Source organism: Catellatospora sp. TT07R-123 (assembly GCF_018327705.1).
Classification (GTDB): domain Bacteria; phylum Actinomycetota; class Actinomycetes; order Mycobacteriales; family Micromonosporaceae; genus Catellatospora.
Genome location: NZ_BNEM01000001.1, coordinates 3,215,905 through 3,232,080, shown reverse-complemented (window position 1 = coordinate 3,232,080; position 16,176 = coordinate 3,215,905). Strand labels below are relative to the sequence as shown.

General features: G+C 66.4%; 10 protein-coding genes, 2 tRNA genes and 3 rRNA genes. 10 read left to right on the top strand and 5 right to left on the bottom strand.

The features are described from left to right. The first annotated feature begins 2 nt into the window (after positions 1–2). Entirely contained in the window at positions 3–908 is a 906-nt protein-coding gene (locus tag Cs7R123_RS13800) for a hypothetical protein (RefSeq protein ID WP_212826648.1), read from the top strand. A 187-nt stretch (positions 909–1,095) separates the two neighbouring features. Here the strand turns inward: Cs7R123_RS13800 and Cs7R123_RS13795 are convergent. The 3 genes from Cs7R123_RS13795 to Cs7R123_RS13785 all read right to left on the bottom strand — a co-directional run bounded on the left by Cs7R123_RS13795 (position 1,096) and on the right by Cs7R123_RS13785 (position 2,145). Continuing rightward, positions 1,096–1,169: transfer RNA gene (locus tag Cs7R123_RS13795), tRNA-Gly, on the bottom strand. A gap of 66 nt (positions 1,170–1,235) precedes the next feature. Continuing rightward, positions 1,236–1,312 (bottom strand) — tRNA-Pro (locus tag Cs7R123_RS13790). A gap of 224 nt (positions 1,313–1,536) precedes the next feature. Next, positions 1,537–2,145: a hypothetical protein gene (locus Cs7R123_RS13785; RefSeq protein ID WP_212826646.1), complete on the bottom strand. Its 609-nt coding sequence runs from the start codon at positions 2,143–2,145 to the stop codon at positions 1,537–1,539. Positions 2,146–2,389: 244 nt separating this feature from the next. On the opposite strand from Cs7R123_RS13785, the gene tig reads away from it, so the two are divergent. From tig to clpX, 4 genes are all read left to right on the top strand, one after another. Beyond that, a complete protein-coding gene (tig, locus tag Cs7R123_RS13780) occupies positions 2,390–3,760 on the top strand; it encodes a trigger factor (protein WP_212826644.1) in 1,371 nt (456 codons plus the stop codon). Between the two features lie 220 nt (positions 3,761–3,980). Beyond that, a complete protein-coding gene (locus Cs7R123_RS13775) occupies positions 3,981–4,592 on the top strand; it encodes a ClpP family protease (RefSeq protein ID WP_212826642.1) in 612 nt (203 codons plus the stop codon). 11 nt (positions 4,593–4,603) lie between these two features. Next, positions 4,604–5,257 (top strand): ATP-dependent Clp protease proteolytic subunit, encoded by a 654-nt coding sequence (locus Cs7R123_RS13770; protein WP_280517295.1) that lies wholly within the window; start codon positions 4,604–4,606, stop codon positions 5,255–5,257. 208 nt (positions 5,258–5,465) lie between these two features. Next, positions 5,466–6,761, top strand: coding sequence for an ATP-dependent Clp protease ATP-binding subunit ClpX (clpX, locus tag Cs7R123_RS13765; RefSeq protein WP_212826640.1), 1,296 nt, complete (start codon positions 5,466–5,468; stop codon positions 6,759–6,761). 54 nt (positions 6,762–6,815) lie between these two features. On the opposite strand, the gene Cs7R123_RS13760 is transcribed toward clpX, so the two are convergent. After that, on the bottom strand, positions 6,816–7,478 hold the full coding sequence (locus Cs7R123_RS13760; RefSeq protein WP_244871813.1) for a helix-turn-helix domain-containing protein: 663 nt from the start codon (positions 7,476–7,478) through the stop codon (positions 6,816–6,818). A 41-nt stretch (positions 7,479–7,519) separates the two neighbouring features. On the opposite strand from Cs7R123_RS13760, the gene Cs7R123_RS13755 reads away from it, so the two are divergent. Both Cs7R123_RS13755 and Cs7R123_RS13750 read left to right on the top strand, forming a co-directional pair. Next, entirely contained in the window at positions 7,520–8,371 is an 852-nt protein-coding gene (locus Cs7R123_RS13755) for a DMT family transporter (protein WP_212826638.1), read from the top strand. Between the two features lie 58 nt (positions 8,372–8,429). Beyond that, positions 8,430–9,599 carry an MFS transporter gene (locus tag Cs7R123_RS13750; RefSeq protein WP_212826636.1) on the top strand — a complete coding sequence of 390 codons (1,170 nt, stop codon included), beginning with the start codon at positions 8,430–8,432 and terminating at the stop codon, positions 9,597–9,599. A gap of 1 nt (position 9,600) precedes the next feature. Here Cs7R123_RS13750 and Cs7R123_RS13745 read toward each other — a convergent pair whose 3' ends face one another. Then, positions 9,601–10,452: a GNAT family N-acetyltransferase gene (locus Cs7R123_RS13745; protein ID WP_212826634.1), complete on the bottom strand. Its 852-nt coding sequence runs from the start codon at positions 10,450–10,452 to the stop codon at positions 9,601–9,603. A gap of 468 nt (positions 10,453–10,920) precedes the next feature. Here Cs7R123_RS13745 and Cs7R123_RS13740 point away from each other — a divergent pair. The 3 genes from Cs7R123_RS13740 to rrf all read left to right on the top strand — a co-directional run bounded on the left by Cs7R123_RS13740 (position 10,921) and on the right by rrf (position 16,133). Beyond that, positions 10,921–12,437: ribosomal RNA gene (locus Cs7R123_RS13740) — 16S ribosomal RNA — on the top strand. A 351-nt stretch (positions 12,438–12,788) separates the two neighbouring features. Continuing rightward, a 23S ribosomal RNA gene (locus tag Cs7R123_RS13735) occupies positions 12,789–15,901 on the top strand. A 115-nt stretch (positions 15,902–16,016) separates the two neighbouring features. Then, positions 16,017–16,133, top strand: a 5S ribosomal RNA gene (rrf, locus tag Cs7R123_RS13730). Together the 16S, 23S and 5S rRNA genes form the textbook arrangement of a ribosomal RNA operon. The last annotated feature ends 43 nt before the right edge of the window (positions 16,134–16,176 follow it).

Here is a 16,176-nt window from a genome sequence, read left to right as displayed (position 1 = left end):
CCATGGACGACCAGACCCTGGCCCAGGCCCTGCGCACCCGCATCGCCCAGCACGAACCCCCGCTCGGCCTCACCGCCGCCGCGGTGTTGCGGGCCGGACGCCGCTCCCTGCTGCGCCGCCGCCTGACCGGCACCGGCGGGGCCCTCGCGGTGGTGGCCGCGATCGTGGTCGCCGCCGGATACCTGCTTACCCCGGCCGTCGGGCAGAGCGCCGCCCCGGTGCTGATCCCCGGCTGCCGGCTGCCGGGCGGCGGGCTCATCAACTCAGTGGTGCAGCAGGTCGAGTTCTACCGCCCCGAATGGCAGTCGTCCTTCGCACCGCCGCGGGCCCCGATCGACGGCGCCTGCCCCGTGCCCGACCGCTCGCCCGGGTCGTACCCGCTGACCTGCCCGCCCGGTTCCCAGCCCGACGGCGACCTGCGCGCCCGCACCACCCTGACCTGCTTCCTGCGCGACCAGGTCGACAGCCTGGCCCCGGGCGCCGGGCTGGGCCCGCTCCAGGGTCCGGACGGCAGCGAACCGCTGACCGCCTTCCCCGGCCTCAACGGCGGCTACGAGGCGAGCGCGGTGCTGACCGACGGCTCCGGCGCCGGGGGGCTCGTCGTGATCGTCACCACCATGCCCCAGTTCGAGCAGGTGCCCAGCTCCGACCAGTGCGCGTTCGTCGGCTGCGAGCGGCGTCCGGACCGGGACGGGGCCGCGCTCGCCGTCTTCCGCACCGGGGGTCCGGGCGGCTTCGAAGCGATCACCGTGTACGCCTACCGCGGCGGCAGCGTGGTGGCGATCACCTCCACCAACGACGACCGCGCGTACGGCGGCCCCTTCCGCCCCGTCCCGGCCCTCTCCGAACCCGACCTCACCACCCTCGCCCTCGCGACCCTCGCCGTCGACCTCCCACACGGCCCCTGACCGGCCCACCCGCCGCCCGCCGGGCGGCCGCCGATCATGCAGTTTCGGGGAAAGTGCAGGAATCAAAGCTCGAATTCCTGCACTTTCCCCGAAACTGCATTTCCGAACACCGGCACGAGCACGGGGCGGGCGGGTAGTTCGTGCACGAAGAAGGCCCAGGTCCGCTGTCGGACCTGGGCCTCTTCTATGGAGCGGGCGACGAGAATCGAACTCGCGTAGTCAGTTTGGAAGACTGAAGCTCTACCATTGAGCTACGCCCGCGTGGGCACCACTATAACCGGCCCGTCACAACGCCCGCGCGCCGAGGTCAGGAGCGTCGACCGTTGCTGGTCGGGGTGGCCGGATTCGAACCGACGGCCCCTCGCTCCCAAAGCGAGTGCGCTACCAAGCTGCGCTACACCCCGTCGCGCCGTCACCGGCGCCCACGGAAGTGTATGCGGTCGGCCGTGCGCGCCGCACACCCATATGCCGTGTGTCGGTGTGAGCTTTCCTCCCGATTCTCCCGCTCTGGCGGTGGATGGCACATACGCTGAGGTCAGGGACGGGGGACACGATCGCTCCCACGCCGCCGGAAGGCCGTACGTGCCACCGGGCGGCGGCAGGGACCCCCGGTGGGGCTTCGTTCGGATCAGGCGGATGGGGCTCCACCGGGCTGCCCGGCATCGCTGTAGATGAGGTGCGCGTTGGCCGGGGTGAGCAGTTCGGGCCGGATCTTGCGGTCGAGCCAGATCGCGCCGACCGCGGCGAGCAGCCCGAACACGGCCGCGCCGAGCCAGGCCCAGCCGGTGCCGCCGGCCGGCTCGACGACCAGGTCGAGGTCGGTGGCGCAGGCCATGGGCGCGGCGACGACCCCCTGCAGGCACGCCGTCACGGCGAGATCCCCGGCCGGGGTGTCGTGCCCGAGGACGGCGGCGGCGGTGTACGTGCCGGTCCGGCCGGCGCCGGGGGCGGGCCAGTGGAGTGTGGCGCCGGTGCGGGTGGCTCCGTCGGCGGTGACGTCGCGCAGGTCGGACGGCACGGTCAGGCGGACGGTCGCGCTGTCGGTGCCGTCGCCGCGGGCGAGGATGCGGTACTGGACGGTGTCGCCCGGCTCTATCCGGCGTACCCCGTCGTCGACGCTGATCGCAGCGGCGGCCTGCGGTTGCGCCCGCAGCGCGAGCGGCGTGAGGGCCAGCAGCGGGCCACCTGCGGCCGCTATGGCGGTGGCCAGCAGCAGCGTGACATTGATCGGCGGCACGGCGGTCTCCTCCCAGACGACCTGCCCAGTTTGTCGGCTTTGCTCGTTATTATGATGCTGACGCGCCCGCGCGGTGTGACATCCGCCGACAACCGCCGCCCGATGCGGTGAACGCCTCCGGCGGTCGCCTACACTCGACCGGGCTCTTTCCGCGCACCACGCCGGTGGCACCGGCGGGCGCGGAGGGGCATACAGTTGCGCAAGGCAACCCCAAACGACCCGAAAGATCCCAAGGAGTACGCCTGTGAAGAGCACCGTCGAGACTCTGAGCCCGACGCGAGTGCGGCTCGCCATCGAGGTGCCGTTCGCCGAGCTCGAGCCGAGCCTGAAGAAGGCGTACCGCGAGATCGCGGCCCAGGTCAACATCCCCGGCTTCCGCAAGGGCAAGATCCCGGCCCAGGTCATCGACCAGCGCGTGGGCCGCGGCGCCGTGCTGCAGGAGGCGATCGAGGAGGCCATCCCGCAGCAGATCTTCGCCGCCGTGCGCGAGCACGAGGTCAAGCTGCTGGGCCGCCCGGCCGTGGACAACCTCGAGTTCGCCGACGGCCAGCCGCTGAAGTTCACCGCCGACGTGGACGTCCGCCCCGAGCTGACCCTGCCCGAGCTGAGCAGCATCAAGGTCGAGGTCGACCCGCTGGCCGTGGCCGACTCGGAGATCGACGAGCAGATCGACGGCCTGCGCCAGCGCTTCGCGACGCTCAAGACCGTCGAGCGCGCCGCCGCTGACGGCGACTACGTGCAGCTGGACCTGGTGGCGACCGTCGACGGCGCCGAGGTCGAGGGCGGCACCGCCAGCAACCTGTCCCACGAGGTGGGTTCGGGCCAGCTGCTCAAGGGCCTGGACGAGGCCGTGGCCGGCCTGTCCGCCGGCGAGTCGGCGACCTTCACCAGCCAGCTGGTCGGCGGCGAGCACGCCGGCAGCGACGCGGACGTGACCGTGACGGTCCGCACCGTGAAGGAGAAGGAGCTTCCGGCGCTGGACGACGACTTCGCCCAGCTCGCCAGCGAGTTCGACACCCTGGAGCAGCTGCGCGGCGACCTGTCGGAGCGGATCACCCGCGTCAAGAAGGTCGAGCAGCTGTACGCGGCACGTGACAAGGCGCTGGCCGAGCTGGTCAAGCGGGCCGACGTCCCCGCGCCCGAGGGCGTCGTGGCCGACGAGGTCGAGCAGCGCAAGGCCGCCATGGTCGAGCAGCTGGAGCGCATGGGCGCCAGCCTGCCCGAGTACCTCGCGGCGGAGGAGAAGACCGAGGAGCAGATCGACACCGAGCTGTCCGAGGCGGCCGCCGAGGGCGTCCGGATCCAGCTGGTGCTCGACACCATCGCCGAGGCCGAGGACGTCCAGGTCTCCGACGACGAGTTCGGCCACGAGATCGTGCACCGCGCCCAGCGCGCCGGTGTCGCCCCGCAGCAGTACTACGACCGCCTGGTGCAGGCCGGTGCCGCCGCCGCCGTCTACGGCGACGTGCGTCGCGGCAAGGCGCTGGCGCTGGTCATGGAGCGGGTCATCATGACCGACACCGACGGCGAGGTGCTGACGCTGGACTCGCTGCGCGAGGGTGCCGACGACCACGCCGGGCACGACCACGGCGACCACGAGGGCCACGACCACTGAGGCCGAGGCTGAGTTCCAAGGACGTGACGGTGAGGGGATCTGTCGGCCATCCGGCCCGGCGGATCCCCTCGCCCTTTTGAGCGGCAGCTCAGGTGGGTGTGCGGCCCGCCACAGTCACGGACGGGCGTGGTGCGCTCACAGCGAACACGTCGGCACTGGGGAAGCTGGTGTCGGAATCAGCGGTTAGGGTCGCTGTAGGACAACGAGAAAGGCTGCCGATATGAGCGAGCTGCACGTTCCATCTGCGCGGGGTTCCGATCCGATCGCCGGCGGCCTCGACGACTCTGTGTACAACCGCCTGCTGAAGGAGCGCATCGTCTTCCTCGGCAGCGACGTCAACACGCAGGTCGCCAACCGGATCTGCGCGCAGCTCCTGCTGCTGTCCGCCGAGGATCCCGACCGCGACATCTACCTGTACATCAACTCGCCCGGCGGGTCGGTCTACGACGGCATGGCGATCTACGACACCATGCAGTTCATCTCGAACGACGTCGCGACGATCGCGCTGGGCATGGCGGCCTCGATGGGCCAGATGCTGCTGTGCTCGGGCGCGAAGGGCAAGCGCTCGGCGCTGCCGCACGCGCGGATCATGATGCACCAGGCTTCGGGCGGCATCGGCGGCACCGCGGCCGACATCGCCATCCAGGCCGAGCAGATGATCTACACCAAGAAGCTGATGATCGACCTGATCGCCCAGCACACCGGACAGCCGGTGGCGCAGATCGAGGCAGACAGCGACCGCGACCGCTGGTTCAACGCGGAGCAGGCCAAAGAGTACGGCTTCATCGACCACGTGATCACCGCTACGTCCGTGGCGCCGGTCGGGAACTGAAGGAGCGCAACATGTTTCCAGCTATGACGCCCAGCTTCGGCCAGCCGTCCAGTCGCTACATCGTCCCGCAGTTCATCGAGCGGACCACGACGGGCCAGCAGACGATCGACCCGTACGCCAAGATGTTCCAGGACCGGATCATCTTCCTGGGCGTGCAGGTCGACGACGTGTCGGCCAACGACGTGATGTCCCAGCTGCTGGTGCTGGAGGCCGCCGACCCGGACCGCGACATCACGATGTACATCAACTCGCCCGGTGGCTCGTTCACCGCGATGACCGCGATCTACGACACCATGCAGTTCGTCCGCCCGGACATCCAGACGGTCTGCCTGGGCCAGGCGGCCAGTGCGGCCGCGGTGCTGCTGGCGGCCGGCACGCCCGGCAAGCGCCTGGCGCTGCCGAACTCGCGGATCATCATCCACCAGCCGGCCACCGAGGGCGGCTACGGTCAGGGATCCGACATCGAGATCCAGGCTCGCGAGATCATGCGCATGCGCACCCAGCTGGAGGAGATGCTGGCCCGCCACAGCGGCCAGTCGGTCGAGAAGGTCAAGAAGGACATCGACCGCGACAAGATCCTCACTGCCGGTGAGGCGGTCGAATACGGCCTGGTCGACTCGGTGCTGTCGTACCGGAAGAAGTCGGCGATGGCCGGGGCGCGCTGACCCCGTTCCGTCGGTCGGCGCCGTTCACCCCATCGGGTGGACGGCGCCGAAGCGGTTGTCGGGGGGACGTGACAGAATCTTCGGCATGGCAGCCGGGGTGGGGGCGCCGCAAAACGGCTCACAACAGGTAACGTCATCACAGAACCGATGTGCGCGCCGCCGGGAACGGCAAGGCGTTCGTCAGCTTCAGGGGCAGGGGGAGTCGTAGGTGGCACGGATCGACGGCGGCGACCTGCTGAAATGCTCCTTCTGCGGTAAGTCGCAGCGGCAGGTCAAGAAGCTCATCGCGGGCCCTGGGGTCTACATCTGCGACGAGTGCATCGACCTCTGCAACGAGATCATCGAAGAGGAGCTCGCCGGCGAGGAGCAGGTCCGCTGGGAGGAGCTGCCCAAGCCGATGGAGATCTGCCAGTTCCTCGACTCATACGTGGTGGGTCAGGACCAGGCCAAGAAGGCCCTGGCGGTGGCGGTCTACAACCACTACAAGCGGCTCCAGGCCGACGTGGCGCACACCCGCGGCGGCGAGTCCGTCGAGGTGGCCAAGAGCAACATCCTGCTGGTCGGCCCGACCGGCACCGGCAAGACCCACCTGGCCCAGACGCTGGCGCGCATGCTGAACGTCCCGTTCGCCATAGCCGACGCCACCGCGCTCACCGAGGCCGGATACGTGGGTGAGGACGTCGAGAACATCCTCCTCAAGCTCATTCAGGCCGCCGACTGGGACATCAAGCGCGCCGAGACCGGCATCGTCTACATCGACGAGATCGACAAGATCGCGCGCAAGTCCGACAGCCCGTCGATCACCCGTGACGTCTCGGGCGAGGGCGTGCAGCAGGCGCTGCTGAAGATCCTGGAAGGCACCAGAGCCAACGTGCCGCCGCAGGGCGGACGCAAGCACCCGCACCAGGACTTCGTCGAGATCGACACCACGAACATCTTGTTCATCTGCGGCGGCGCCTTCGCCGGCCTGGAACAGATCATCGAGCAGCGCACCGCCCGTTCGGGCCTGGGGTTCGGCGCGCACCTGCGCGCGGTGACCGACCGGGGCAACAACGACGAGGTGCTGGCCAAGGTCATGCCGGAGGACATGCTGAAGTTCGGCATCATCCCCGAGTTCATCGGCCGCCTGCCCGTCATCACGACGGTGCGCAGCCTCGACCGCGAGGCGCTTGTCAAGATCCTGACCGAGCCGCGCAACGCCCTGGTGAAGCAGTACCAGCGCCTGTTCGAGCTCGACAACGTGGTGCTGGACTTCGACAGCGAGGCGCTGGAGGCGATCGCCGACCAGGCGATGCTGCGCAACACCGGCGCCCGGGGCCTGCGCGCCATCATGGAGGAGGTCCTGCTCTCCGTGATGTACGAGGTGCCCAGCGACCCCAACGCCGAGCGCGTGCTGATCACCCGAGCCACGGTGCTGGAGAAGGTCTACCCGACCATCGTCCCGCGGCGCGAGCTCGGCACCGGCCGCCGCGCCCGGCACCACCGCGAAGAGAAGACGGCCTAGCTCCGTACCCGTGAGAAAGCCCGCACCGACCGGTGCGGGCTTCTTCGTGCCCGCTCAGCGCGGACCGCGGCGGTGGGTGTACTCGCCCGGGGGCATCGCCACCAGCATCACCACGCGCGCCGGGCCGTCCTGCACGTTGCGGTACGTGTGCGCCCGGTCGCCCCGGAAGTCCAGCGTCTGCCCCGCCTGCACCAGGTGGTCGGCCCCGTCGATGGTGACCACGATCTGCCCGACCAGCACATGCGCCATCTCCCGCGCCCCCGGCTGCTGCTCCTCGGCGTCGTACCGCTCGTTCGGGGCGAAGCGCCAGTCCCACAGCTCGACCGTGGCCGGGTCGGTGACCCCGCGCAGCAGCCGCCCGGTGCCGCCCCGGCCGCCCCGCCACAGCACCGGTCCGTCCTCGAACTCGCTCAGGTGCACGGTGCGGTCGGCGGCCGGTTGCAGCAGGCGGGCCACGGCCACCCCGAACGCGTCCGCGATCCGCGCGAGCGTCCCCACACTCGGATTGGTCCGCCCCGCTTCGACCTGCACCAGCATGCCCTTGCTCACCCCGGACCGGCCGGACAGCTCGTCCAGCGACCAGCCCCGCCCGGTCCGCAGCGCCCGCACGTGCAGCGCCACCGCCGCGTTGATCTCGTCGATCGGCACCTGCCGCGGCCGGGGCGTACGCAGGCCGCGGTCAGCCGTCCGGGTCTGCTCCACCGTCGTCTCGGTCAACACCCTGTCCTCCGCGGTCGCCGCTGTGATACGAACACGCTGTGATCGCTATCCTGCTCGCCGGTACATCCGCCCTGGTCTGGGGCACTGCGGACTTCTGCGGTGGCAAGGCGGTCCAGCAGGGGGCCGCGAGCGTGCGCGGCCACTCGTTCTCCGTGACCGTCGTCTCGCAGCTGTGCGCGATACCGATGATCGCAGTTTTCCTGCTGCTGGTCCCGGGTCGGCTCGGCGTGTCGGGGCTGGGTTGGGGCGCCGCCGCCGGGGTGGCCGGACTCTTCGGCATCGTGCTGCTCTACCAGGGCCTGGCCAGCGGCGCGATGTCCGTGGTCGCCCCGATCACCGCGGTCACTTCGGCACTGGTGCCGCTGGCCGGAGGCCTGGTGCTGGGCGAGCGGCCGGGTGCGGTGTCACTGGCGGCGGCCGGTTGCGCGGTGGTGGCGATCGCGCTGGTGAGCCTCGGCCCGTCGGACGGGGCGAGCGCGGTGACGCCGCGCGTGATCGGCCTGGCGCTGGCGTCGGGGGCGCTGTTCGGGGTGTTCTTCCTGCTGCTGGCCCAGGCGGGGTCCAGCGCCGGGATGTGGCCGCTGGCCTGCGCCCGGCTCGCGTCGATCCCGGTCGGGCTGGCGCTGCTGCGGCCGATGGGCGGCACCCTGGTGCTGCGGGGCCGGGTGCTGGCGCTGACCGCGATCGCCGGCTGCCTGGACATCGCCGCGAACGGGTTCTACCTGATGGCGGCCAACGCGGGACAGCTGAGCATCGTGGCACCGATCGCCTCGCTCTACCCGGCCAGCACGGTGCTGCTGGCGCTGACGGTCAACAAGGAGCGGCTGCGCGCCATCCAGTTCGCCGGGCTCGGGCTCTCCGCGACCGCGCTGATCCTCGCCGCCGTATGACACCAGGTCAGGGCAGGGGACTAGCGGCGGAGAGCGCTCTCGCAGATAAGGTGCTGAAGTGACCCGGGACCTGACACGCGCCCGCTGGGCGGTAGCCACGATCTTCGCCGTACACGGCGCCGCCAGCGGCAGCTTCGCCGCGCGCATCCCGTGGATCGCCGAACATCTGCACCTCAGCCAGGGCAGGCTCGGCCTGGCCCTGATCATGCCCGCGGTCGGCTCGCTGAGCTCCATGCCGTTCACCGGGCGGCTGGTCGCCCGCATCGGCGGCCGCACCGCCACCCGGATCCTCATCCCGGCCTGGTGCGCCGCCGTCGGCGTGCTCGCGCTCGCGCCCAACGTCTGGGCGTTCATGGGCATGCTCCTGCTCGCGGGCGTGACGGCGGGCACCTCCGACATCGCCATGAACGCCGAGGGCGTCGCCGTCGAGCAGGGCCTCGGCCGCTCGATCATGTCCGGCCTGCACGGCATGTGGAGCCTGGGCGGCCTGGTCGGCTCGGGCATCGGCGCGGCCGCCGCGTTCGCCGGTATCAGCGCACCGGTCAACCTGGGCGTCATGGCGGTGCTGCTGGCGGTCGTCGCCGTCATCGCCGGCCACTGGCTGCTGCCCAGCGCACCCGCACCCGCCAGCGACGAGGGGCCGCGCTTCTCGCTGCCGCGCGGCCCGGTGCTGATCATCGGACTGGTCGGCTTCTGCGCCGTGTTCGCCGAGGGTGCCACCGCCGACTGGTGCGCGGTCTACCTGCGGGAGATCCTCGGCTCCAGCGAGGGACAGGCCGCCATCGCGTACAGCGCGTTCGCGTTCGCGATGACGAGCGGCCGCCTCGTCGGCGACGCCGTCGTACGCCGCTACGGCGCGGTCGGCACCGTGCGGTTCGCGGGGATGGTGGGCATCCTCGGCGGCGTCCTGGTCGTCACCTCGTGGGCGCCCGCCGTGGGCATCGCCGGCTTCGGGCTGATCGGGCTCGGGGTGGCCGTGGTGGTTCCGCTGGCGTTCAGCGCCGCCGGGCACACCGGAGACCACCCGGCGCACTCCATCGCGGGTGTGGCGACCGTCTCGTACGGCGCGGGCCTGGCCGGACCCGGCCTCATGGGCGGCATCGCCCACGCCACCTCGCTGCCGTTCTCGTTCGGACTGGTGACCACCCTCATCGCGGTCGTCGCGCTCAGCGCGGGACGGCTGCGCGCCGCCGAGATCACCCACGTGCCCCAGCCCGCCGCCGCCTGAGTCAGCCCACCTCCCACAGCTGCACGTCGTGCAGCGGGCGGTAGCCGATCACCTGGTAGATCTTGTTGCTGGTGGGATTGGCGAGGTCGGTGAACAGCACCGGCCGCAGCCGGGCCGCGAGCGTGGCCTCGCTCACCACCGCCACCAGCGCGCTCGCGTAACCGTGGCCGCGGCGGCGCCCCGGCGTGAAGACCAGGTTGATCCGGGCCACTCCCGCGACGGGGACGGTGAGCGCGGCCATGCTGACCGGCTCGCCGCCGGACTCCCATACCCACAGCAGTCCGCCGCGGGCCAGCCGCCCGTCGACCGGCGCCGCCGGATCGGGGTGCGGCTCGCGCGGCAGCGCCTCCCGGTGGAATGCCGCCGACCACTGCACCAGCAGCTCGCGGTCGGCCTCCCCGGCCTCCCGGGCGTGGCCGGGCACGCCGGTGGGCCGTTCGATCCGCGACGCCTCGAACATCCGGAACGACTCCCGCAGCACCGCCCGGCCGCCCTCGGCGGCCGCGACCGTCTCGGCCAGGCGGCGGGTCTGGTCGGGCGGCCCGGTGAACCGCCGTGCGTCCGGTGCCGAATCCAGCAGGTAGTGCGCCAGCACAGGCACCGCGGCGTCGGGCACCGAGCTGAGCATCAGGGCGAAGGGCGGCGGCCACACGGCCACCGCGGCCAGGCGCGGGCCGTCGGTGGATTCATCGAGTACGCGCAGCAGCAGCATCCGCTCGTGTTCGGCCGAGACACTGTCCATCCGCGACTGAAGGAGGGTGAGCAGCGGATTGTTGCGGACCGGGTCGCGCATCAACCAGGGCATCACCTCGTGCCCGTAGGCGATCAGGCCTGTGTCCGCGGTCACCTTCACGCGTCAGATTGTCCTCCGCGGGCATGAGGTGGATTCTCCTTTCCCGACGAGTCAAGCGCTTGACCTGCGAGAATGGAGCTGTCGAGGTGGTGTGACCGCAGTCGGCCCACCCCGATTTGCATCCTGCCCGCCGGGCCGCGTAATGTTCTCTCTGCCAGCGAGGAACGGACAGAAACGCCGGAGCGGATAGCTCGGGCGGAGGCCGGATCGCTGAGCCGCCCCGAGTGGTGCGGACCCCGGTTAGGGGGACGCGAAACCGGTCGGGTAAGCTTTGACGAGTTGCCCCGCGAACTTCCCGCAGAGATGTGGTGGGTTTCGGTGTGTGCTTGTTCTTTGAGAACTCAACAGGGTGCTAGATATGCCAGTGCCAATTTATTGATCACCTCGTCGTGGTCATTCCTTTGGTATTAAGCAAACATTCGGACATTTTTTATGTCGGTGGTTGTTTTTTGCCGGGTTTTTGAATTCTTTTTGGAGAGTTTGATCCTGGCTCAGGACGAACGCTGGCGGCGTGCTTAACACATGCAAGTCGAGCGGAAAGGCCCTTCGGGGTACTCGAGCGGCGAACGGGTGAGTAACACGTGAGTAACCTGCCCCTGGCTTTGGGATAACCATCGGAAACGGTGGCTAATACCGAATATTCACTTCTGGTCGCATGGCTGGTGGTGGAAAGTTTTTCGGCTGGGGATGGGCTCGCGGCCTATCAGCTTGTTGGTGGGGTGATGGCCTACCAAGGCTTTGACGGGTAGCCGGCCTGAGAGGGCGACCGGCCACACTGGGACTGAGACACGGCCCAGACTCCTACGGGAGGCAGCAGTGGGGAATATTGCACAATGGGCGGAAGCCTGATGCAGCGACGCCGCGTGAGGGATGACGGCCTTCGGGTTGTAAACCTCTTTCAGCAGGGACGAAGCGAAAGTGACGGTACCTGCAGAAGAAGCGCCGGCCAACTACGTGCCAGCAGCCGCGGTAAGACGTAGGGCGCGAGCGTTGTCCGGATTTATTGGGCGTAAAGAGCTCGTAGGCGGCTTGTTGCGTCGTCCGTGAAAACCTGGGGCTCAACTCCAGGCTTGCGGTCGATACGGGCAGGCTAGAGTTCGGTAGGGGAGACTGGAATTCCTGGTGTAGCGGTGAAATGCGCAGATATCAGGAGGAACACCGGTGGCGAAGGCGGGTCTCTGGGCCGATACTGACGCTGAGGAGCGAAAGCGTGGGGAGCGAACAGGATTAGATACCCTGGTAGTCCACGCTGTAAACGTTGGGCGCTAGGTGTGGGGGGCCTCTCCGGTTTCCTGCGCCGTAGCTAACGCATTAAGCGCCCCGCCTGGGGAGTACGGCCGCAAGGCTAAAACTCAAAGGAATTGACGGGGGCCCGCACAAGCGGCGGAGCATGCGGATTAATTCGATGCGACGCGAAGAACCTTACCTGGGTTTGACATGCACTCTAAAACTGGAGAGATTCAGTGTCCTTCGGGGGGGTGCACAGGTGGTGCATGGCTGTCGTCAGCTCGTGTCGTGAGATGTTGGGTTAAGTCCCGCAACGAGCGCAACCCTCGTTCCATGTTGCCAGCACGTTATGGTGGGGACTCATGGGAGACTGCCGGGGTCAACTCGGAGGAAGGTGGGGATGACGTCAAGTCATCATGCCCCTTATGTCCAGGGCTTCACGCATGCTACAATGGCCGGTACAATGGGCTGCGATACCGTGAGGTGGAGCGAATCCCAAAAAGCCGGTCTCAGTTCGGATCGGGGTCTGCAACTCGACCCCGTGAAGTCGGAGTCGCTAGTAATCGCAGATCAGCAACGCTGCGGTGAATACGTTCCCGGGCCTTGTACACACCGCCCGTCACGTCACGAAAGTCGGCAACACCCGAAGCCCATGGCCCAACCCGTAAGGGAGGGAGTGGTCGAAGGTGGGGCTGGTGATTGGGACGAAGTCGTAACAAGGTAGCCGTACCGGAAGGTGCGGCTGGATCACCTCCTTTCTAAGGAGCACCTACCTGCGAAAGCGGGTCAGGACCCAGCTGCTGCGAGTGTCAGCAGTGGGGCTCATATGGCGGAGACGCTGGCAGAGAAGTATCGGCAACGGCCGGATCCCTAGTACTGCATCTTCGTGTGCGTGGAACGGCCCGGTGCGGCTGATGGCTTCGTATAGCACCCTGTTGGGTCCTGAAAGAACAAGCTCCGAGTTCGGGGCGGGTTTTTTCTGGATCGCCGATCGCATCTTCTGATTCAAACTGCCGCGTGTGTGGTGTGTGTTTCGGGTGTGGGTGTGGGTTGGTTGTTTGTTGAGATGTGCATAGTGGACGCGAGCATCTTTGTTTTCTGCGTATTGTAGGTAAGTTTTTAAGGGCAGACGGTGGATGCCTTGGCACCAGGAGCCGATGAAGGACGTGGGAGGCCGCGATAGGCCTGGGGGAGCTGTCAACCAAGCTGTGATCCCAGGGTGTCCGAATGGGGGAACCCAGCCCGAGTCATGTCGGGTTACCCGCACCTGAATTCATAGGGTGTGTGGAGGGAACGCCGGGAAGTGAAACATCTCAGTACCGGTAGGAAGAGAAAACAACATGTGATTCCGTGAGTAGTGGCGAGCGAAAGCGGATGTAGCCTAAACCGTGTGCGTGTGATACCTGTCAGGGGTTGCGTACGCGGGGTTGTGGGACCCTGCAGATCCAGCTGACACTGGGTGACACAGTTATAAAGTCGTGGGCTAGGCGAATCCTCTGGAATGAGGGACCGTAGAGGGTGAGAGTCCTGTAGCTGAAAGTTTACGACCTGTGGTGGGTGTTCCCGAGTAGCGGCGGACTCCTGTAATCTGCCGTGAATCTGCCAGGACCACCTGGTAAGGCTGAATACTCCCTGGTGACCGATAGCGGACTAGTACCGTGAGGGAATGGTGAAAAGTACCCCGGGAGGGGAGTGAAATAGTACCTGAAACCGTCTGCCTACAATCCGTCGGAGCTGAGGACTTGTTCTGAGGTGACGGCGTGCCTTTTGAAGAATGAGCCTGCGAGTTAGTGGCATGTGGCGAGGTTAACCCGTGTGGGGAAGCCGTAGCGAAAGCGAGTCTGAATAGGGCGCTTTAGTCGCATGCTCTAGACCCGAAGCGGGGTGATCTAGCCATGGGCAGGTTGAAGCGACGGTAAGACGTCGTGGAGGACCGAACCCACCAATGTTGAAAAATTGGGGGATGACCTGTGGTTAGGGGTGAAAGGCCAATCAAACTCCGTGATAGCTGGTTCTCCCCGAAATGCATTTAGGTGCAGCGTCGCGTGTTTCTTGCCGGAGGTAGAGCTACTGGATGGCCTAGGGGGCCCACAAGCTTACCGAAGTCAGCTAAACTCCGAATGCCGGTAAGTGAGAGCGCGGCAGTGAGACTGCGGGGGATAAGCTTCGTAGTCGAGAGGGAAACAGCCCAGATCACCAGCTAAGGCCCCTAAGCGTGTGCTAAGTGGAAAAGGATGTGGGATCGCATAGACAACCAGGAGGTTGGCTTAGAAGCAGCCACCCTTGAAAGAGTGCGTAATAGCTCACTGGTCAAGTGGTTCCGCGCCGACAATGTAGCGGGGCTCAAGCACACCGCCGAAGCTGTGGCATTCACACAATGACTCGGCCAGCGTGAGCTGGTCCAGGTGTGTGGATGGGTAGGGGAGCGTCGTGTGGCGGGTGAAGCGGCAGAGTGATCTAGCCGTGGACGCCACGCGAGTGAGAATGCAGGCATGAGTAGCGAATGCAGGGTGAGAAACCCTGCCGCCGGATGACCAAGGGTTCCAGAGTCAAGCTAATCTGCTCTGGGTGAGTCGGGACCTAAGGCGAGGCCGAGAGGCGTAGTCGATGGACAACGGGTTGATATTCCCGTACCCGCAAAGCAGCGCCCGCGACGAACCTGGCTGTACTAACCTTCATGGACGTGGATCACCTTCGGGTGGGAAGCGCGAGTGCTGGGATCTTGGCTGGTAGTAGTTGAGCGATGGGGTGACGCAGGAAGGTAGTCGAGCCCAGGCGGTGGTTGTCCTGGGGTAAGCGTGTAGGCCGTGGTGTAGGCAAATCCGCACCACAACAGGCTGAGACGTGATGCCGAGCCGTATCAGGTGAAGTCGATGATCCTATGCTGCCGAGAAAAGCCTCTAGCGAGCTGTGCGCGGCCCGTACCCCAAACCGACACAGGTGGTCAGGTAGAGAATACCGAGGCGATCGGGCGAACTGTGGTTAAGGAACTCGGCAAATTGCCCCCGTAACTTAGGGAGAAGGGGGGCCTCGTCTGGTGAAGGCCTTCGCGGCTGGAGCTGGGTGGGGTCGCAGAGAGCAGGGGGAAGCGACTGTTTACTAAAAACACAGGTCCATGCGAAGTCGTAAGACGCTGTATATGGACTGACGCCTGCCCGGTGCTGGAACGTTAAGGGGACCTGTCAGCCTTTCGGGGTGAAGCGGAGAACTTAAGCGCCAGTAAACGGCGGTGGTAACTATAACCATCCTAAGGTAGCGAAATTCCTTGTCGGGTAAGTTCCGACCTGCACGAATGGCGTAACGACTTCCCCACTGTCTCAACCACAGGCCCGGCGAAATTGCAGTACGAGTAAAGATGCTCGTTACGCGCGGCAGGACGGAAAGACCCCGGGACCTTCACTATAGCTTGACATTGGTATTCGGTTCAGATTGTGTAGGATAGGTGGGAGGCTTTGAAGCTGTGACGCCAGTCATGGTGGAGCCATCGTTGAAATACCACTCTGTTTGATCTGGGTATCTAACCTCGGACCGTGATCCGGTTCAGGGACAGTGTCTGGTGGGTAGTTTAACTGGGGCGGTTGCCTCCTAAAGGGTAACGGAGGCGCCCAAAGGTTCCCTCAGCCTGGTTGGCAATCAGGTGTTGAGTGTAAGTGCACAAGGGAGCTTGACTGTGAGACTGACGGGTCGAGCAGGGACGAAAGTCGGGACTAGTGATCCGGCACTGGCATGTGGAAGCGGTGTCGCTCAACGGATAAAAGGTACCCCGGGGATAACAGGCTGATCTTCCCCAAGAGTCCATATCGACGGGATGGTTTGGCACCTCGATGTCGGCTCGTCGCATCCTGGGGCTGGAGTAGGTCCCAAGGGTTGGGCTGTTCGCCCATTAAAGCGGTACGCGAGCTGGGTTTAGAACGTCGTGAGACAGTTCGGTCCCTATCCGCCGTGCGCGCAGGAGACTTGAGAAGGGCTGTCCCTAGTACGAGAGGACCGGGACGGACGAACCTCTGGTGTGCCAGTTGTCCCGCCAGGGGCATGGCTGGTTGGCTACGTTCGGAAGGGATAACCGCTGAAAGCATCTAAGCGGGAAGCTCGCTTCAAGATGAGGTCTCCCACCCAGAGATGGGGTAAGGCCCCCGGCTAGACCACCGGGTTGATAGGCCAGAGATGTAAGCACAGCAATGTGTTCAGTCGACTGGTACTAATAGGCCGAGGACTTACCTAACTATCTTTACGTCAGAAGCTGCGCAAAGAAACGCTCGCGTCCACCATGCACATCACGGCATGCAACCGCCTCCACCGTTCGGTGTCGTAGGCAAGGGTTGATATGTTGATAGTGTTACGGCGGTCATGGCGGAGGGGAAACGCCCGGAAACATTCCGAACCCGGAAGCTAAGCCCTCCAGCGCCGATGGTACTGCAACGGGGACGTTGTGGGAGAGTAGGACACCGCCGGACAAACATCGCTGTCAAGGCCCACCCCCCAGGGGTGGGCCTTGAC